The 19382-nt window shown below is 59.8% G+C and carries 19 protein-coding genes; 13 read left to right on the forward strand and 6 right to left on the reverse strand.

Annotated features, from left to right (window positions below; genetic code table 11):
• The 11 genes from J0W34_RS14535 to argB all read left to right on the forward strand — a co-directional run bounded on the left by J0W34_RS14535 (position 1) and on the right by argB (position 9474).
• Positions 1-852: a prepilin peptidase gene (locus J0W34_RS14535; RefSeq protein WP_230969262.1), complete on the forward strand. Its 852-nt coding sequence runs from the start codon at positions 1-3 to the stop codon at positions 850-852.
• 101 nt (positions 853-953) lie between these two features.
• Positions 954-1232, forward strand: coding sequence for an FmdB family zinc ribbon protein (locus J0W34_RS14540; RefSeq protein WP_227817194.1), 279 nt, complete (start codon positions 954-956; stop codon positions 1230-1232).
• A 7-nt stretch (positions 1233-1239) separates the two neighbouring features.
• Positions 1240-1872 (forward strand): DUF502 domain-containing protein, encoded by a 633-nt coding sequence (locus tag J0W34_RS14545; protein WP_227817195.1) that lies wholly within the window; start codon positions 1240-1242, stop codon positions 1870-1872.
• A gap of 50 nt (positions 1873-1922) precedes the next feature.
• Positions 1923-3719, forward strand: a complete 1797-nt coding sequence (gene aspS, locus J0W34_RS14550) for an aspartate--tRNA ligase (protein ID WP_230969263.1) — start codon at positions 1923-1925, stop codon at positions 3717-3719.
• A 121-nt stretch (positions 3720-3840) separates the two neighbouring features.
• Positions 3841-5466 (forward strand): response regulator, encoded by a 1626-nt coding sequence (locus tag J0W34_RS14555; protein WP_227817197.1) that lies wholly within the window; start codon positions 3841-3843, stop codon positions 5464-5466.
• A gap of 53 nt (positions 5467-5519) precedes the next feature.
• On the forward strand, positions 5520-5924 hold the full coding sequence (locus J0W34_RS14560; protein ID WP_227817198.1) for a ribonuclease domain-containing protein: 405 nt from the start codon (positions 5520-5522) through the stop codon (positions 5922-5924).
• Positions 5921-6331 carry a barstar family protein gene (locus tag J0W34_RS14565; RefSeq protein WP_230969264.1) on the forward strand — a complete coding sequence of 137 codons (411 nt, stop codon included), beginning with the start codon at positions 5921-5923 and terminating at the stop codon, positions 6329-6331. Before J0W34_RS14560 ends, J0W34_RS14565 begins: the two co-directional genes overlap by 4 nt.
• Positions 6324-6767, forward strand: a complete 444-nt coding sequence (gene nudB / locus J0W34_RS14570) for a dihydroneopterin triphosphate diphosphatase (RefSeq protein ID WP_230969265.1) — start codon at positions 6324-6326, stop codon at positions 6765-6767. Before J0W34_RS14565 ends, nudB begins: the two co-directional genes overlap by 8 nt.
• A gap of 75 nt (positions 6768-6842) precedes the next feature.
• Entirely contained in the window at positions 6843-7256 is a 414-nt protein-coding gene (locus tag J0W34_RS14575) for an Hsp20/alpha crystallin family protein (RefSeq protein WP_227817201.1), read from the forward strand.
• 83 nt (positions 7257-7339) lie between these two features.
• Positions 7340-8488 (forward strand): right-handed parallel beta-helix repeat-containing protein, encoded by a 1149-nt coding sequence (locus J0W34_RS14580; RefSeq protein WP_230969266.1) that lies wholly within the window; start codon positions 7340-7342, stop codon positions 8486-8488.
• An 89-nt stretch (positions 8489-8577) separates the two neighbouring features.
• On the forward strand, positions 8578-9474 hold the full coding sequence (argB, locus tag J0W34_RS14585) for an acetylglutamate kinase (RefSeq protein ID WP_230969267.1): 897 nt from the start codon (positions 8578-8580) through the stop codon (positions 9472-9474).
• 64 nt (positions 9475-9538) lie between these two features.
• Here the strand turns inward: argB and cysN are convergent, their stop codons facing one another.
• Both cysN and cysD read right to left on the reverse strand, forming a co-directional pair.
• Positions 9539-11446, reverse strand: coding sequence for a sulfate adenylyltransferase subunit CysN (cysN, locus tag J0W34_RS14590; RefSeq protein WP_230969268.1), 1908 nt, complete (start codon positions 11444-11446; stop codon positions 9539-9541).
• A complete protein-coding gene (cysD, locus tag J0W34_RS14595) occupies positions 11446-12345 on the reverse strand; it encodes a sulfate adenylyltransferase subunit CysD (protein WP_227817205.1) in 900 nt (299 codons plus the stop codon). The genes cysN and cysD overlap by 1 nt, the downstream gene beginning before the upstream one ends.
• 949 nt (positions 12346-13294) lie before the next feature.
• Between cysD and cysQ the strand changes: the two genes are divergently transcribed.
• Both cysQ and J0W34_RS14605 read left to right on the forward strand, forming a co-directional pair.
• The gene (gene cysQ / locus J0W34_RS14600; RefSeq protein WP_230969269.1) at positions 13295-14056 is read left to right on the forward strand and encodes a 3'(2'),5'-bisphosphate nucleotidase CysQ; all 762 of its coding nucleotides are present in this window, start codon (positions 13295-13297) and stop codon (positions 14054-14056) included.
• Positions 14057-14089: 33 nt separating this feature from the next.
• Positions 14090-15817: an SLC13 family permease gene (locus J0W34_RS14605; RefSeq protein ID WP_230969270.1), complete on the forward strand. Its 1728-nt coding sequence runs from the start codon at positions 14090-14092 to the stop codon at positions 15815-15817.
• Between the two features lie 55 nt (positions 15818-15872).
• Here J0W34_RS14605 and J0W34_RS14610 read toward each other — a convergent pair whose 3' ends face one another.
• The 4 genes from J0W34_RS14610 to J0W34_RS14625 form a co-directional block, all read right to left on the reverse strand.
• A complete protein-coding gene (locus tag J0W34_RS14610) occupies positions 15873-17303 on the reverse strand; it encodes a PEP-CTERM sorting domain-containing protein (RefSeq protein WP_230969271.1) in 1431 nt (476 codons plus the stop codon).
• A 102-nt stretch (positions 17304-17405) separates the two neighbouring features.
• The gene (locus J0W34_RS14615; RefSeq protein ID WP_230969272.1) at positions 17406-18266 is read right to left on the reverse strand and encodes a hydrolase 1, exosortase A system-associated; all 861 of its coding nucleotides are present in this window, start codon (positions 18264-18266) and stop codon (positions 17406-17408) included.
• Positions 18263-19081, reverse strand: a complete 819-nt coding sequence (locus J0W34_RS14620; RefSeq protein ID WP_230969273.1) for a hydrolase 2, exosortase A system-associated — start codon at positions 19079-19081, stop codon at positions 18263-18265. Before J0W34_RS14620 ends, J0W34_RS14615 begins: the two co-directional genes overlap by 4 nt.
• 10 nt (positions 19082-19091) lie before the next feature.
• The gene (locus J0W34_RS14625; RefSeq protein ID WP_227817211.1) at positions 19092-19340 is read right to left on the reverse strand and encodes an acyl carrier protein; all 249 of its coding nucleotides are present in this window, start codon (positions 19338-19340) and stop codon (positions 19092-19094) included.
• Between the last annotated feature and the right edge of the window lie 42 nt (positions 19341-19382).

Raw genomic sequence — 19382 nt, forward strand, 5'->3', positions numbered from 1 at the left:
GTGTCTTTTCTCGATATCGAACCGGTCGTACTGGCAGCGATCGCAGGCGTCCTCGGTCTGTTCGTCGGCAGTTTCCTCAATGTCGTTATCCACCGTCTTCCCATCATGCTCGAACATGAATGGGAGGACGAGGCGGCAGATCTCAAGGGCGAAGAACCTCAGACGAGACCTCGTTTCAATCTCGCGACACCACGCTCACGCTGTCCGCACTGCGGTACGCAGGTATCCGCGATCGACAACGTTCCGGTACTGAGCTTTCTGATTCTCAGAGGGAAGTGTCGCCACTGCTCGGCGACCATCAGTCACCGCTACCCCGCAGTGGAAGTGCTGACGGCCGCCCTGTCTGCCGCAGCCGCCTGGCACTTCGGTCCTACACTGGCGACAGCAGGGGCATTGGTCTTCATCTGGGCCCTGATTGCTTTGACCTTCATCGACCTGGACACCCAATTGCTGCCCGACAACATCACACTGCCTTTAGTGTGGCTCGGCCTGCTCTTCAACCTCGTCGGAACCTACGCCACGCTCAACGATGCAGTGGTCGGTGCGGTTGCCGGATACATGAGCCTCTGGCTCGTGTTCCAGCTTTTCCGTCTGGTCACGGGCAAGGAAGGGATGGGTTATGGCGACTTCAAACTACTGGCGGCCATCGGTGCCTGGCTGGGCTGGCAAATGTTACCGGTGACCATCTTGCTCTCATCGGTCGTTGGTGCCGTCGTCGGCATCAGTCTGATGGTGTTCACCAAGCACGGGCGAGACAACCCGATTCCTTTTGGTCCTTATCTGGCGGCCGCCGGTCTGCTCGCCCTGTTCTTCGGGCGTGAAATCAACACTCAATACCTCGGCCTCCTTTAAATTTCCGAAATTGCCCCAAATTCAACGACTGTGCGGTGTATCGGCTTCCGCCGGAAACGCCGATGCGCTAGACTTACGCGCTTGATTTTTGGGAGCTTGTCATGCCTATCTACGCTTATCGCTGCACCAGTTGCGGGTTCGAAAAGGAACATCTGCAGAAGATGAGTGATGCCCCGCTGACGGATTGTCCTGAGTGCGGCAAGGGCACCTACGCCAAGCAGCTGACCGCTGCCGGTTTTCAACTGAAAGGGTCGGGGTGGTACGCCACCGATTTCAAGGGCGGTAGCACCACCACCACTGCAGCCAAGAAAGCAGACAGCGCCGGTGGCAACAGCAGCGGCGGGGACGCGCCATGTGGTGGTGGCTGCGCCTGTCACTGACCCCTGAATGAAGAAGTATTTCATCACCGGTCTGCTGATCTGGATTCCGCTGGCCATCACCTTCATGGTGCTTGCCTGGATCGTCGGCACGCTGGACCGGATTCTCCTGCTCATTCCCGAAGTCTGGCAGCCACGCACCCTGCTGGGCGTGAACATTCCGGGTATCGGCGTCGCCGTCAGCCTGTTGATCGTGCTGCTGACCGGCGTGATCGGGGCCAACGTTCTGGGCCAGCGACTCGTTCAGATCTGGGAGGCGATGCTCGCGCGCATCCCAGTGGTGAAGTCCATCTACTATGGCGTCAAGCAGGTCTCTGATACCCTGTTTTCGAGTTCGAGTCAGGCCTTCCGCAAGGCCCTGCTCGTTCAGTACCCCCGTCAGGGTGTATGGACCATCGGTTTCCTCACCGGCAAACCGGGAGGCGATGCCGCCAACCATTTGCCCGGCGACTTTGTCAGCATTTACGTGCCGACAACCCCCAACCCCACGTCGGGGTTCTTTCTGATGCTACCCCGGGCCGACGTCATCGAACTTGACATGAGTGTGGACGAAGCGCTCAAGTACATCATTTCCATGGGCGTCGTCGCGCCGGTTAAACGGACCGGTAAAGCCACCGCCAGCGTACCGGCAACAGAACATTAATGCAGCGGCAGCCCGCAAGGCTGCTTGAAGAAGAAACGGAAAATCGACTTATGCGTACTCACTACTGCGGCCAGGTTACGGCGGCCGACCTCGACCAGATCGTCACCATCAGCGGCTGGGTCCATCGTCGTCGCGACCACGGAGGCGTGATCTTCATCGACCTTCGCGACCGGGAAGGCCTGGTCCAGGTGGTTTGCGATCCCGATCGCCCCGACATGTTCGCCATCGCCGAATCCGTGAGGAACGAGTTCGTACTCAAGATGACCGGCAAGGTGCGCCGCCGTCCGGAGGGTACCGAAAACGCCAATCTGACCTCAGGCGAGATCGAAGTACTGTGCCACGAAATCACGGTGCTCAACGCCTCCGCCACACCCCCGTTCCAGGTGGACGACGAAAATCTCTCCGAGACGACGCGTCTGGCCAACCGCGTCATCGATCTGCGCCGCCCCTACATGCAGCGCAACCTCATGCTCCGTTACAAGGTCAGCATGGCCTTCCGTCGCTTCCTGGACGCGAACGGCTTCATCGATGTCGAGACCCCCATGCTCACCAAGAGCACGCCAGAAGGCGCCCGCGACTACCTCGTGCCGTCGCGTGTCCATCCGGGCCAGTTCTTCGCCCTGCCCCAGTCTCCGCAGCTCTTCAAGCAATTGCTGATGGTTGCCGGGTTTGATCGGTACTATCAGATCACCAAGTGCTTCCGCGATGAAGACCTGCGAGCTGACCGCCAGCCCGAATTCACCCAGGTCGATATCGAGACCTCCTTCATGGAGGAAAACGACATCATGAACCTGATGGAATCGCTGATTCGCACCGTGTTCAGCGAGGCGCTGGATGTGGCACTGCCGAACCCGTTCCCGCGCATGCCCTACAGAGAGGCCATGGCCCGTTTCGGTTCAGACAAACCCGATCTGCGCGTCACGCTCGAGTTCACCGATCTGACCGACGTGATGAAGAACGTCGAGTTCAAGGTCTTTTCCGGACCGGCCAGCAGCGGCGGTCGCGTCGCGGGCCTGCTGATCCCGGGTGGCGCCGAGCTTTCACGCGGCGAAATCGACGAATACACCAAGTTCGTGGGCATTTACGGTGCGCGTGGACTGGCCTGGATCAAGTTCAATGAAGTGGCCAAAGGCCGCGAGGGCATGCAGTCGCCCATCGTCAAGAACCTGTCGGACGACGCCCTGGCCGCGATCGTTGAACGCTCAGGCGCCAAGGATGGCGACCTCATGTTCTTCGGTGCCGACAAGGAAAAGGTCGTCAACGATGCGCTCGGCGCTCTGCGCGTGAAGATCGGCCACGAAAAGAACCACCTGAATGGCGAGGCATGGATGCCGGTCTGGGTGACCGACTTCCCCATGTTCGAGTATGACGAAGACGACAATCGCTGGACGGCCTGCCACCATCCGTTTACGTCCCCCAAGGACGAGCATGTAGCGTTGCTGGAGACGGATCCGGGCAAGTGTCTCGCCAAAGCCTATGACATTGCGCTCAACGGCTGGGAGATCGGGGGTGGCTCGGTCCGTATTCACCGCGCAGACGTTCAGGAGAAGGTGTTCCGGGCCCTCAACATCGGTGACGATGAAGCCAAACTCAAGTTCGGCTTCCTGCTTGACGCCCTGAAGTTCGGTGCGCCTCCCCACGGTGGGCTGGCCTTTGGCCTGGACCGCGTGGTCACCTTGATGACCGGAGCGGATTCGATTCGTGACGTCATCGCCTTCCCGAAGACCCAGCGTGCCCAGTGCCTGCTTACCGATGCGCCCGGCGAAGTGGACGAGACCCAGTTGCGCGATCTGCATATCCGCCTGCGCAAAAAGGTGGAAACAGCGGTGGAAGTCGACAAGGCCTGACTTCAGGCGGCAAAGACAAAAGGCGGCCTTGGCCGCCTTTTTTCATACCAGATCGATTCAAGATCGGCTCATACTGGCCGAAATAGGAACAGATACCTACGCCCGGGCACCAAAACCTCTTATGGCAGATCTGTCATCACTCTCCGCCCTGCTGATCGAAGCACACCCGAACATGCGCACCCAGTTGCGCAACATGCTCGGCGAAGTTGGCATTCAGAAAGTCCACATGGCGGTCTCTGCCGGCGCCGCGGTGCGCAAACTGCGCGAAATCACCTTCGACCTCATCCTGTGCGAGTACCACATTGGTGACGGCCAGGACGGCCAGCACCTGCTCGAAGACCTTCGCCACAACAACATCATTCCACTGCGAACACTGTTCATGATGGTGACCGGGGAGCGTCAGTACGAAAAGGTGGTCTCGGCCGCCGAACTGGCACCCAACGATTACCTGCTCAAGCCGTTCGCGGCTGACTCGCTCTTCTCGCGCATCTCAAAGGCCGTCATCAAACGCGCTGCCTTTCTGCCCATCTATGCCTTGATCGAGGATGACGACACCCCCGCCGCAATTCGCGCGTGCAAGGAAGCCGAACAGATTTACCCCCAATACCAGATCGACTTCATGCGCCTGAGGGCCGAACTTCACATCGCAGCCGGCGAGGCAGAGGCGGCAGAAGCGCTCTACAAAGAAGTGCTGGAAATGCGCGCCGTGCCCTGGGCTCGCCTTGGTCTCGCCAAAGCCCTCTACATGAAAAAACAGTTTGGCGAAGCCGAAGACATTCTTGAAGGCCTGGTCGAGGAAAACGAGCAATTCATTGACGCCTACGATTGGCTCGCCCGCACCCGGGAAGCGGCAGGCCAACTCGAAGCGGCCAAGGATGTGCTGCTTCGCGCCACCGCGGTGTCGCCACATCGACTGAGCCGCCTGCGCCGTCTCGGCGGCATTGCGCTCGACATGGGCGACGCCAAAACGGCCGAATCGGTGCTCGCTGAGGTTGTACGCAAAGGCAAGTATTCCGACTTTCGCGATCCGGAAGATCATGTCTTTCTGGTTCAGGCCCAGATTGGCAGCGGTGATATCGAGGCCGCTGCCGCGACCTTGCGAGATCTCGACAAGACCATGAGTAGCACCGAAGCGGGCAAACTCTGCACATCGCTATCAGCCGCCATGCTTCACAACAAGGTGGGCGATAGCACCAAAGCAAGGGCCGCCGTCGAACGGGCGCTTGGCGAATCCCGACGACTGGGCAAGATGTCGCTTGGCATGAAACAGGAGCTGGCGCGCGCCTGCTTCGACAACGGGATGGAGGAAGAGGGCAAGGATGTGGTCCTCGATATCATGAGGACCGCCGAAAATCCTCGTGCCGTTGAAAAAACCCAGCAGATGCTGACGGAACGCGGTCACGGCGATCTGGCTCAGAATCTCGCGCGCCAGGTTCATACCGAAGTGCGAGCACTCGTTGCTGCCGGAGCACAGAAGGCCAAGGCCGGCGACTTCGACGGTGCTGTGACCGAGATGCTCAGTGCCGTCAACAAGATGCCGAATAACACCCACGTCCTGTTCAACGCCGCCCTCGCCCTGCTGCGCCACATCGAAAACTGTGGCTGGAACGACAAGTATTCAACGCAGGCACGCTCACTGATCGAGCGCGTGCGGCGTCTTGACCCCGGCAATCAGCGGCTTCCTGCCTTGACGGATCTGCACAAGAAACTGCAGGTCAAGTTCGGTATCGGCGAACTCCACGCCTGAGCTCGGCGCAATCCGTTGTTAAACTCGGGGCATTCACGCAACGAGTCGAATCGATGAAGGGTCTGAACCACGGTCTGCTGGCGCTATTGACCGCCTGCGCTGTTCTGGTCGGATGCAATGACGCCCCTGAAACACCCCGCCTTGCGTCCGCCCAGCAACACACAGCCAGTGCCCGACAACTGGACACCCGCGGACTGCCACCTGAGGCAATCGACGTTCTGACGACCATCGAACATGGCGGCCCTTTCCCCTACCGCAAGGACGGCACCACCTTTCAGAACCGTGAAAAGCGACTACCGGAACGCCCCCGTGGGTACTATCGCGAATACACCGTCCCCACCCCGAACGAGCGCACCCGGGGCGCGCGACGTATCGTCACCGGCGGCAAACCACCCGAGGTGTTTTACTACACGCCCGACCACTACCGCAGCTTCAAGAAAATTCCGGAGCAACAATGAGCCCTGAGACGCTCGACACGTTCCTGTCCGGCGAGAACGGGATGCACTTTATCGACGCCGACACCACCACCTGCAGCGACCTGCTGGCCGGGAAGCACGACGCACTTCTCGTTCACGCTCAACTCGGAGAGCACGCCAGCAGGGACACGGCGCTCACCGAGCTGGCCAGAGCGTTCGATATGCCCCGATGGTTCGGCCACAACTGGGATGCGCTTGAGGACTGCCTGACGGATCTCGAGTGGCTGCCCGAGCAGCCCATCGTCCTGTGCCTGATCGGCGCGCTGGAAGACGCAACCGATCGCGACACGCTGCTCGACATCCTTCAAAGCGCCTGCCAGTACTGGCAGGACGCGCAGCGCAAGTTTCACGTCCTCATGGACCTGCGACTCAAACACGACAATGACTGAGCCTCAGGTTTTCAAACGCCCGGAATCAGTCATCGTCGCCCTTTGCACGCACGGTGGCCAAACCCTCGTTCTTCACCGACAGGCCCCTGCCCGGTTCTGGCAGTCCATCACCGGCAGCCTGGAAATCGGCGAAACGCCCCTTGAGGCAGCCCTTCGTGAGATCCAAGAAGAAACCGGGCTAGTGATCGCCCGCGACGCCGTGCGTGATCACCGCATGACCAACCGCTACGCCATTCCCGAAAAATGGGCAGCACGGTATGCGCCGGGCGAACGCCACAATACAGAACACGTCTTCAGCGTCTGCCTCCCTGAGCCTGTCGATGTGCGTATCGACCCCTCTGAGCACAGTGACGCCCAATGGTGCAGTCTCGACGTTGCGATCGACCGGGTCTGGTCGTGGACGAACAAGGACTTGCTCACACTCCTGCTGACTTGACAGGGGGGACTTGAAATTTCCTCAGCTGTCCCGACATGGGTAACAGACGAGTCACTGTCCAACAAGGAGGATGTCATGAGCAATGTTGTTCGTCGTGATCCTTTTGAGGATCTGTTTCGAGGTTTTTTTGTTCGTCCGGTCGAGTTCGGTGCTCAGGGCGAAGCGCCTCAGTTGCGCGTGGAAGTGAAAGAGAATCCGGAAAACTACACGGTACATGCCGAATTGCCCGGCGTCGCCAAAGATGACATTCACGTGCACATTGATGGCCCTGTGGTGTCCATCAGCGCCGAACGCAAGGAAAACCGTGAGCAGAAGGAAGGCGAGCGTGTGCTGCGTAGCGAACGCTACTACGGCAAGGTGTCTCGTAGCTTCCAGCTCGGTCAGGACATTGACGAAGCGCAGTCGGTCGCGAAGTTCGTCGATGGGGTGCTTGAACTGACGCTGCCGAAAAAGGCCGAGGTCCAGGCCAAACGACTGAGTATTCAGTAATACCGGACACAGTCATGCGCTTCGTTTGAACGAATCCACCAATTGATCAAGAATGGCGGGCATCCAGGTGCTCGCCATTTTTCATGCTCAGACATCTTGTCGCCTTCGCTGCGGCGCTTCTTCTATCGACGCAGGCCACTGCTGCCTTGATCCGCGTCGGCCCGACCGAAGCGATCAAACGCGTTTCAGTCGCCGCACGCCTTGCCCAGAGCGGAGACGTCGTCGAGATCCAGCCCGGCACCTATGTCGGCGACGTTGCGGTATGGCGACAAAAGGAACTCACGATTGTCGGTCTGGGCAATGGCGCCATCCTGGTCGCCCATGGTCAGGCGGCCGAGGGCAAAGCCATCTGGGTGATTCCCGATGGCAAGTTCCATATATCCAACATCTCGTTCCAGGGCGCCAGAGCGCCCGACCGGAACGGTGCCGGCATTCGCTTTGAAAAAGGCCATCTCGAACTCGTCAATTGCCGCTTCAGGGATAACCAGATGGGTGTGTTGACGGCACACGACCCGAACGCCGTGCTGGTCATTCGCGACAGCCTGTTTGCCGAAGCGCCGCACCAGAAGGATGTACTCCCCCACTTGCTGTACATCGGCCGTATCGGTCGCGCAGAGATCTGGGGGAGCCGCTTCGAGCGCGGGTATGCGGGCCATCTGATCAAATCACGCGCCCGCGAAACTGGGCTCTACTACAACATGATCAATGACGGCCCGGACGGCAGCGCATCGTATGAAGTCGACCTGCCCAACGGCGGCGATGTCACCATGCTTGGCAACATCATCGTTCAGGGTGAGAACACGCAGAATCCGGTCGTCATTGCCTACGGGGCCGAACACGCCCAATGGAGCAAGAACCGGCTCCGTCTGTCGCACAACACGCTGGTCAATGCGCGCTGGACGGGTGCCTGGTTCCTGCGGGTCTGGAAAGAAAAACTGCCTGAAGCCCAGGTGCTGGCTGTCAATAACCTGACCGTCGGCGCGGGCATCCTGAGCATGACAAATGCCGGAGAATTTCAGGGAAACTATCCAGCGCTCCTGTCCATGCTCGATGATCCTTCTGAGATGAACTACAGACTGGCCACGCCGGGCATCTATGCAGGACTGATATCACCCGCTGCGGAATTGGGCGCCGATCTCGTGCCAGCCATGGAGTTTCAACCTCCAAGAGGCACGCGCCCCATATCCAAACCCGAGCGCTGGTCGCCCGGCGCTTTGCAGCCGGGAAATTGAATGAGCGCTAAAATAGTGCGGATTTGATCGAGCCCCAAGGCAGGTTGATCGCAGTTCATCGACACACGCTTTTGACTTTCAGGACCACCATGACTCAAACGCACGAATCCATCACGCCCGCACGCAAGGCCGAGATCCTCGCCGAAGCCCTGCCCTACATCAAGCGCTTCTTCGACAAGACGATCGTCATCAAATACGGCGGCAACGCCATGACCGACCCGAAGCTCAAGGATTGTTTCGCGCGCGACGTGGTGCTGCTCAAGCTGGTGGGCATGAACCCTGTGATCGTTCATGGTGGTGGCCCGCAGATCGAGAACCTCCTGAGCCGCGTTGGCAAGAAAGGGGAGTTCATTCAGGGCATGCGCGTGACCGATGCCGAGACCATGGAAGTGGTCGAGATGGTGCTCGGCGGTCAGGTGAACAAGGAAATCGTGAACCTGATCAATCAGCATGGCGGCAAGGCGGTTGGTCTCACGGGCAAGGATGCCCGCTTCATCCGTGCCAAGAAACTGCTGATGCAGAAGAAAGATGCGCCTCCGGGCGACGTGGTCGATGTCGGTCAGGTGGGCGAAATCACCCAGGTCGACCCCAGTCTGATCGCGTTTCTCGACCAGGGCGACTTCATCCCGGTCATTGCGCCGATTGGTGTCGGTGAAGAAGGGGAAACCTACAACATCAATGCTGACGTCGTGGCGGGCAAGCTGGCGGAAATTCTCAAGGCCGAGAAGCTGGTGCTGCTGACCAACACCCCCGGCGTACTGGACCAGGCGGGCAAGCTGCTGACCGGCCTGACCCCGAAGGACATCGACGATCTGGTCGCCGACGGCACGCTCTCGGGCGGCATGCTACCGAAGATCGCCTCTGCACTGGATGCGGCCCGTAGCGGCGTCAATTCCGTTCACATCATCGATGGGCGGGTCGAGCACTGCCTGCTGCTCGAGATCCTGACGGATCATGGCGTCGGCACCATGATCAAAAGCCGCTGAGTCCGCGGCAGCACGCAAAAAAAGCGCCGCATCGCGGCGCTTTTTTGTTTCATGGTCAGACGGTTCAAACGTCCAGCAGACCGCGCTCACTCAAGACTTCAATGATGTAGTCTGCCGCTTCCTCGGGGCTCATCTTCGCCGTGCTGACACGAATCTCCGGCTCTTCCGGCGGCTCGTACGGCGAATCGATCCCCGTGAAGTTCTTCAATTCACCACGACGCGCTTTCTTGTACAAACCCTTCGGGTCGCGCTCTTCCGCCACAGCCAGCGGCGTGTCGACGTGGATCTCGATGAATTCGCCCTCCTGAACCAGGGCCCGTGCCATGCGACGCTCGGACTTGAACGGCGAAATGAAGGCCGTGATCGCAATCAAGCCAGCATCCACCATCAGCTTGGCCACTTCGGCCACCCGCCGAATGTTCTCGACCCGATCGGCGTCGGTGAAACCGAGGTCCTTGTTCAGACCGTGGCGCACGTTGTCCCCATCGAGCAGGTAGGTGTGACGGCCCATCGCATGAAGCTTCTTCTCGACAATGTTCGCGATCGTCGACTTGCCGGCCCCCGAAAGACCCGTCAGCCACAGCAGGCACGGCTTCTGCCCCTTGATCGAACCACGCGCCGTCTTGTCCACATCCACGTGCTGCATATGGATGTTGTGGGCGCGTCGCAGGGCGAAATGAATCAGCCCAGCCCCCACCGTGTTGTTGCTCAGGCGATCGATGAGGATGAAGCCCCCCGTGTCCGGGTTGTTCTTGTACGCATCGAAAGCGATCTGACGATCCAGGCTCAGGTTGCAGACGCCGATGGCGTTCAACTCAAGCTTCTTCGCCGCCGTGTGATCGAGCGTATTCACGTTAACCTGGTGCTTGATCTCGGTCACCGTGGCCGTCACCGTCTTGGCACCAATCTTGAGCAGATAGGGGCGCCCGGGGAACATGGGCTCGTCGTGCATCCAGACCAGCGTCACTTCGAACTGATCGGCAGAACCACACGGCTCATCGACCGTCGAGATGACGTCGCCGCGGGAGATATCAATCTCGTCCGCCAGGGTCAGGGTGACGGACTGCCCCGCAATGGCTTCGGGCAGATCGCCGTCGTGCGTCACGATCCGCGCCACCGAGCTTTCCTTGCCCGAGGGCTGCACTCGCACCTTGTCGCCGACCTTCACCGCACCGGAAGCAACTGTACCGGCAAAGCCACGGAAGTCGAGATTGGGGCGGTTGACCCACTGAACCGGGAGTCGGAACGGCAGAGACTGCAGGCGCTGCTCGTCGATCTCCACCGTTTCCAGGTAAGCCATCAGTGTCGAACCGTGATACCACGGCATGCGATCACTGGGCTCGGTGATGTTGTCGCCCTTGAAGGCAGACATGGGGATGAAGGTCATCGACTCAAGGCCGATCTGCGCAGCAAATTGGCGGTAGTCCTCGACGATCTTGCGGAACACGCTCTCCTGATAGTCGACCAAGTCCATCTTGTTGATGGCCACCACGATGTGACGGATGCCGATCAGCGACACCAGATAACTGTGGCGCCGGGTCTGGGTCAGCACGCCCTTGCGCGCATCAACCATCAGCACGGCCACATCGGCAGTTGAAGCGCCGGTGACCATGTTGCGGGTGTATTGCTCATGCCCCGGCGTGTCGGCAACGATGAACTTGCGCCGGTCCGTGGAGAAGAAACGGTAGGCCACGTCAATGGTGATGCCCTGCTCGCGCTCTGCCGCCAGACCGTCGACCAGCAAGGCGAAATCCAGTTGCTCGCCCTGAGTACCGAATTTCTTCGAGTCGGACTCGACCGCAGCCAACTGATCTTCGAACAACATCTTGGATTCGTACAGCAGCCGGCCGATGAGCGTGCTCTTGCCGTCATCCACGCTGCCGCAGGTAATGAAGCGCAGCAGGCTCTTGTGCTCGTGGGCCTTGAGGTACTGCTCGATATCGCTGGCGATGAGATCGGATACGTGTGCCATCAGAAGTACCCCTCCTGCTTTTTCTTTTCCATGGATGCGGCAGAGTCGTGATCGATCACGCGTCCCTGGCGCTCGGAGGTTTTAGTGAGCAGCATTTCCTGGATGATGGCCGGCAAGGTGTCGGCCTCGGATTCGACTGCACCGGTCAGCGGATAGCAGCCCAGGGTGCGGAAGCGCACCTTGCGCATCATGGGCACTTCGCCCGGCTTCAGCGGCATGCGCTCGTCGTCCACCATGATCAGGGTGCCATCGCGCTCCACCACCGGGCGCTCCGCCGAGTAGTACAGCGGCACGATGGGGATGTTTTCCAGGTAGATGTATTGCCAGATGTCGAGCTCGGTCCAGTTCGACAGCGGGAACACCCGCATGGACTCGCCCTTGTGCTTGCGCGCGTTATAGAGCTTCCACAGCTCGGGGCGCTGGCTTTTCGGATCCCAGCGATGCTGGGCCGTGCGGAAGGAGAAAATACGCTCCTTCGCACGAGACTTTTCCTCGTCCCGGCGGGCACCACCGAAGGCCGCATCGAAGCCGAACTTGTCGAGCGCCTGCTTGAGGCCTTCGGTCTTCATGATGTCCGTGTGAATGGCCGAACCATGGGTAAAGGGGTTGATGCCCTTCTCCTTGCCCTCGGGGTTAATGTGAACCAGAAGATCCACACCCAGTTCCTTGGTGATCGTGTCGCGAAACTTGTACATCTCGCGAAACTTCCATTGCGTGTCTACATGCAGCAGCGGAAACGGCGGCTTGGCGGGGTAGAACGCCTTCATGGCCAGATGCAGCATGACCGCACTGTCCTTGCCAATGGAATAGAGCATGACCGGGTTGTCGGCTTCGGCGACGACCTCCCGCATGATATGAATGCTTTCGGCCTCGAGCCGTTGCAGATGGGTCAGCGTCATGGGCGTCCTCGTGACGTTTTCTGGGTTCTGATGCTTCACTGATTCGCGAGCGTTCAACTCACGAATCGCATGTTTTGTGGAAGTGCCCGCAGGAGGCACAAAATGCAGTTCCAAATTGTTCCGATGTTCGTTCAGCCAGCCTTGCACATCAGCGACTTGGCTCAGATCCGCCCCGCACCACAGCAGGTGGACCTTGCGTCCCGCCGTGGCATGCAAGCGCGACATGAAATCTTTTATGGCCTCACTGGTCACCGGGCTCGGCACGATCAACCAGTAAAACTTTCCACGCCGGGTCTGCGCGTAGATCAGCTCACATCCTTCACCGACCGAACTGACCGCGCCCCACATGAGCCGCGAACCTTCGCGGCGGGAATGCGATGCCAATGGCTCGAAGACAGCAGAGCGCCAGCCGAGACCGGATGCATCCTGACGCTCGCTCTGGGCTGCCTCCAAATCGGCCATCTGAAGCCCCCAGCGCACAGCCTGCCGGGTCAGTGTTCGCGGCGTCAGTGAAAGCCCGAATTTTTCTTCGATCCAGACGCTCAGCGCGGCGAAATTCCACAGGCAGCAGTCGATCGCACCCACTTCTGGTGATGTTTTCAGAATCGCATCGCGCACTTTTGCCGCCTGCTCCGCCGGAACGCTCGACCCGCTCCCCGCACGACGACCCCGCCGCGCAACGTCGACGGCAGCCCAGCCACCGTGCTCATAGGCTTTGCACGCAGCGATGATCGTCGGAATGGACAACCCGGTTGCCCGCGCTACGTTCTCGAGCGTACGCCCCTGCTGACGCAACTCGACCGAGCGGCGACGTGCAGCGTTAAGGCTGGAAACAGTCCTGGGCGTCAAATTCTTCGCATCCAATACATTGGCATGGTGTTATATTAAACCAACAATTTTGAATTGCATCCATTAAATATTTATCGGCTCATTTGCACGGAGACCCCTCATGACTGATCGCGCCGCGCTGCTCGACGCCCTCATCCCCGTCATTCGCCAAGCTGGCAACGTGATTCTGGACATTTACAAAACCGACTTCGACGTCCGTGGCAAAGACGATGCTTCGCCCGTGACCGAAGCCGACGAGAAGGCAGAAGCCCTCATCCTCCCCGCCCTGGAGGCCATTTTGCCGGGCGTGCCCATTGTTGCCGAGGAGGCCGTAGCCGCCGGCAACATTCCGGACGTGGGCGAGCGCTTCTGGCTCGTCGATCCGCTCGATGGCACCAAGGAGTTCATCAACCGTAATGGCGAGTTCACCGTCAACATCGCTTTGATCGAACATGGCGCACCGACGGTCGGCGTCGTGCTGGCGCCTGCACTCAACCGGCTGTTCTGCGGCGCGGTCGGCGTGGGTGCGTGGATCGAGGACGAATCCGGTCGGCGCGACATCGCTGTGCGCACACCACCGGAAGCCGGAGTCACCGTGGTAGCCAGCCGCTCCCATGGCGATGCCACCGCCCTCGACGCGTTCCTGGCACCCTACAAAGTGGCGGAGCTACGCAGCGCGGGTTCCTCACTCAAGATCTGCCTGGTGGCCACCGGCGAAGCCGACCTTTACCCTCGTCTGGGCCGCACGATGGAATGGGATATCGCGGCCGGACACGCCGTACTTTCCGCTGCAGGCGGAACGCTGACGACGATCGACGGCAACGTGCTGAGCTATGGCAAGCCCGGATTCGACAACCCGCATTTCGTTGCCAAGGCACAGTAAGACTCTCGACCAACTGCGCTACGACTCCCGCTCATGGCTATTGTTGTTCTGATCTCGCTGGGCCTCATGCTGGCCGTGCTGATACACGGCCGCATTCCGGCGATGGTGGTCTTCTCCGCCTGGGCCGGCGCATATCATGTGCTCGGATTCATCAGCCAGGACGACCTGCTGTCAAGCTACGCGAATCCCGGGCTGGCGGTTCTCGTCTTGCTGATGATTGTCTCGCTCGCCCTGGAGCGGGCGCCAATTCTTGATCTGGCGTTCAGGCATCTCATCAAGGGCCGCCCCCGAGGCGCCATCCTGCGCATGTCGGTCGTCACCGCTGCGGCCTCCGCGTTTCTGAACAACACGGCAGTGGTCAGTGCCCTGCTTGGAACCATCACCAACCAGAGCACGCACTCGCCGTCACGACTGCTGCTACCCCTGTCCTATGCTGCCTTGCTGGGCGGCATCACCACGCTCGTGGGCACGTCCACGAATCTGGTGGTCAATTCGTTTGCCGTTCGCGCAGGTCTCGAACCCATTTCCATGTTCCAGATGGCCTGGGTGGGCATTCCCGTGGCCTTGTCGTGCATCGTCGTCCTGGCCGTTGTGTCTCACTGGCTTCCGGATCGCGAGCCAAAACGAAACGGCAAGTCCGGGAACGGCTATTTCCTTGAGGCGCGCGTCGCAGCGGACTCTCCACTGATTGGCAGAAGCATCGAAGACAATGCACTGCGCAACCTCGAGGGGCTGTTCCTGGTCGAAATCGTCCGCAACAACCGCCTCATTTCCCCCGTCACTCCAACCGAGGTCCTCGAATCCGGCGACACGCTGATCTTCACCGGTGAAATGTCGAAGATGCACGTCCTTGAACGCTTTGCCGGGCTGCAGGTGTTTGGCAACCAGGCGGACACCTTGTTGCGATCCAATCTGGTCGAGGTCGTGATTTCCAATGAATCCGAACTGGCGAATCGCACCTTGCGGGATGTCGATTTCCGAACCATGTTCGACGCAGCAGTTGTCGGCATTCGCCGTGGAGAGAAACGCCTGACCGGACAACTGGGCCGTATCCCCCTGCGTATCGGTGACGCCCTCCTGCTCGCGGTCGGCAAGGATTTCACCCAGCATCGCAATCTGACACGCAATTTCCACGTGGTCGGGGGTGCGCCGCTTCACCCCAAACTATCGTCACTTCAAACCGTTCTGTCCCTGTCGGGTTTCGCTGCGGTGATCGGGCTCGCAGCCACTGGCGCACTGCCGCTACTGGCGGGCTTGCTGATCTTGCTCAGCGCATTTGTGGCGGGCCGACTGCTCAGCCCGGGTGAAATCCGCCGACGCTTCCCTTTCGAACTGGTCCTGACCGTCGGGGGCGCGCTTGCCGTCGCCCGCGCCCTGGACGCCTCTGGTGCGGCCACGCTGCTCACCGACGGGATTCGTTTCGCATTCAATGATCTCGGCGTCTGGGGTGCTTTCATCGGCATCTACATCATGACGGTGATCCTGACCGAATGCGTTACCAACAATGCGGCAGCGGCCCTGGCGTTTCCGATCGCGCTCAACACCGCACGGGCTTTTGGCGCTGATCCAACACCGTTCGTGATGATTGTGGCGTATGCCGCGAGTGCGGCCTTCCTGATACCAAGCGGCTATCAGACGCACCTCATGGTGTATTCGCCCGGACGATACCGGACGCTGGACTTCATTCGTATTGGCACGCCGGTGAGCCTCATCTACGGCATCGTCGCGGTTTCACTGACTCCTTACGTCTTTCCGTTCTGACAAAGAAACGCCCCGGCACAGCCGGGGCGTTTCTCTTGAGTGCGGCATCAGCAGGTCAGAGTCGGCGCCGAATGGTTCCACCCACAATGGCCAGACCGGCCAACAGCATGGCGTACGTGCTGGGCTCAGGCACCGCGGTCACCGCCTGCCAACCGGTTGGCTTGTACGCCCACACATTGCCGTCCACCGCATTCTCCAGCGCGATGAAGACGTCAAGATCCTCGGCGTAATGCCATTTCCCGAGCACACCGTTGAGGAAGGTTGCGTTCGGGCCACCCGTCGCGCCATCGAACAACTCGGTAATTACCCACGGCTGGCTGAGGTCATCAGGAATTTCCAGCGCCCAGACATCGCTCCCCCCCCAGATCAGAAACTGGTTACGCACAGGATCGAAATCGAGCCCCAGGTTGGGATTCATCTCGAAATCTTCAGGGGCAATGAAGCTGGCTCTCTGATTCTTGTTGCTGCTTGCCGTCGAACTCAGATCCCAGTAAATGAAATTCTGGACGGAAAGATTCCCCGTACGAACGTACAACTGACGTTCCGGGTCATAGCCGGCGGTCCCCTTGGTTGAAACGCCATTCCAGTCGACGCCAACGAGTTCCCAGCTATCGAGCGAGGCGTCCTCTGGGTCCACGACGGTGTAACGATACAAGTCCGAGCGGGTTCCCCCGCCGCTGCGTGCGGTCACATAAACCACGTCATACAGGCCCGTCGAATCGACAGCAGTCGTTCCATTGATGAAGCTGCGCCCCTGAGCAAAATCGCTGTCGCGATTCGACCACATGTAGCCGCCTTCCGCCGGACCACTGACACGCTGTACGTTCGAGCCGTCACTGCCCCCGACCTTGGTGCCGTCAGCCTTGTTCGGATCAAACAGATAGGGGCCGGTCGCTCGCACGGTTCCGTCTGACTGCAGCAGCCTGTAACCGCCCCCACCGTCAGCGGCCGCACCGCCGAAGGTCATCATCCGGTCAGCGTTCTTCAGAAACAACGAGTTATCGTAGGTGTGGGCCGACTGCGGCGCGTACTGCGCGCCATCGACGGGCAGATAGTTGCTGTTACCGACCTTCACGACCTCGCTGGGCAAGGACACGTTTTCCCAGGTCAGGGTCGTTCCACTGAATCGATAGACTTCATTTCCGGTGTAGTTCGCGTGCCCACCGCCATACAGCAGCAGATCGCTCCTGTTCGAATCCCAGCTGAACGAACTCCAGGCACTGATGAGCTTGGACGGTGGCGCGTTGGTCAGCCCGCGAAGCGGCCGGTCATCCGCATCAACCCAGGCGTCCGAATACGAGTTGAGATTCAACTGAATCCACGTGTTTTCGTTCGCTGCGGCAATCCGGTCATAAATCGCGCTGGCGCTAGCGAGGCCGGGCATGGCGATACAGGCAAACGCGACGTTGGCTGCGATTGCAGTCTTGATAAAAGGGGTTCGAGTCATGCTGGCTGCTCCATAAGGCTTACCCAACCCGATAAGCATGAAACATACCAGTCAAATAAGACGTTGTTTTTATACGGAGCAGGTTAAACCAAATGAAACAATGCGTCTCTAAATGTAAAACATCCCGACACTTCGGAGGCTTCACGCCTGCAATCGATCCGTCACCCACCGGGCTGTCAATGCAGCCACTTGATCACGCGCAATGGCATTTGAGAACGTGTGATCACACTCGGTCAATCGCTCAAACGTGCAGTTCGGGCGCTCGAAGCAACTGCGCCATCCACGATCAGACTGGAGGAGTTCATCGAATTCGTTGGCGACATAGTCCCTGCCGCTCAACACGATCAGGATCGGCATATCCGGCGCAGAGAGCGCTTCGCGCATGCGCTCCAGCCAGGGCTTTTGCGTATCGGGGCTATCCACCGGGCCTTCCGCACGCCGGGATTTGCGCGCCGTCCCCAGCAACTCCATCAATGACGCGAACGGATTGACTCGTGCGGAGAACAGTTTTCGCCAGAAAGCGGGCGACACCAGCCGTTGCAGATAGTAGTGCTTCAGCATGGTCTTCGCATGTCCCGCCTCGGAGCGCACCCAAGGATTGAGCAGGACAAGCCCCTTGATCCGGTCGTCGCGCGTCCCGTAGAGGCTGGCCGCTGTTGCGCCATCGCACAGCCCCCAGAGCACAACACCATCCAGTCCCGGTACTTGCGCCATGAAATGGTCAACGGCGGCCGCAATGTCGAAATCGGAGGCATCGAAACTTGACGGCGCGCCGGTGGCGTCCCCCATGCCGCGAAAATCGAAACGCATGCACGGGATGCCTTCAGTAGCCAGCGCCCTGGCCAGCAGGGCGAACTGCCGATGAGCACCCACCCGGTATTGAGGCCCCCCCACCACCACCAGCACACCAAGCTTGAGCGGCACTTCGCCCGGCCCTGGCACTGAAGTGATGGCGATCAGGGTTTCCCCCTCGCAGGAAAACGTCGATGCAATATCGGTCATGCTTGCTTCAGGCCGGCCAGTGCGTCGAGCGAGGCCAGCATCAGGTTCGGTGCAACTTCGATTTCGAGTGTCTGCCAGAAGGCAGGTCCGGCAACCACCGCCGTCTTGACAGACGCATCGCCCGCGGCGGTTTTTTCGACCAGTCTCGAGACCGCCGGACTCAAATTGAGTCGATCTTCACCGGCCAGTTCGATGACGTGAGCGCAATCCAGCGTTTCGAGTTTGGCGGCGTTCATCCCCGAGGCCAGAGCTGGATTCAGGGTATAGCCCGCCACTTCGACCGCCTCGCCAGCCGCCAGCGCTTCTGCCAGTTCGCGAGGCGTCGACTTCGCATCGCTTTCGCTCAGCATGTCTGCCGCGGATTTGAGCCTCAGAAACTGAGTCAGATGCTGTTTGCCATTGGTTACGGGTTGCCACATCAGACAGGGTCGCGCGATAGCGGCCCTGGCGTTCCACTCACCCGCAAGCAGGGCACCGGCGCGTAGAGCCCAGAGAATGACCGGCTGTTGCCCCCGGGTTTCGACCCAGCGAATCGTCGCATCAAGGTCTTCAATCCAGTGCGCCCAGGTGGCTTCCCCGAAATCACCCGGACTGTCTCCGGTGCCAAACAGATCAAGCTGCACCACCTGCCAACCGTCTCGAGCGAACGCATCGGCCGCCAGCGCACACATGCGGCGCGACTTGTTGAGCTCTTCGGCAAAAGGAGGAATGAAGACGATGGAACCCCGAATCGCGCCGGTGGGGCGCGTCACCAGGGTGAATCGCGCCCCACCGGGGGTATCGACAAAGAACGCATCGCGCTCGACAGCGGGCACGACGGCGGATTCAGGCGACTTTCGAGTCGACGAACTCGACCAGGGTGCCAACAGTCTCGAAGGTGGAACCGTCCACCTCATCGTCCTCGACAATGACACCGAAGCGTTCTTCGATCATGTTGATCAAACCGACGACCGCCATGGAATCGAGCTCAGGCACGGCGCCCAGCAGCGGCGTATCCATCTCGAATTCGGCGGAGCGTCCCTTCAGGCTCAGAACCTCGTCGAGGATCTCAAGCACTTCCTTTTTCGTATCCAAAAGCTGCAACTCCCGTGAGCAATTACCTGTATTTCGCGACCT

Source organism: Nitrogeniibacter aestuarii, assembly GCF_017309585.1.
Classification (GTDB): domain Bacteria; phylum Pseudomonadota; class Gammaproteobacteria; order Burkholderiales; family Rhodocyclaceae; genus Nitrogeniibacter; species Nitrogeniibacter aestuarii.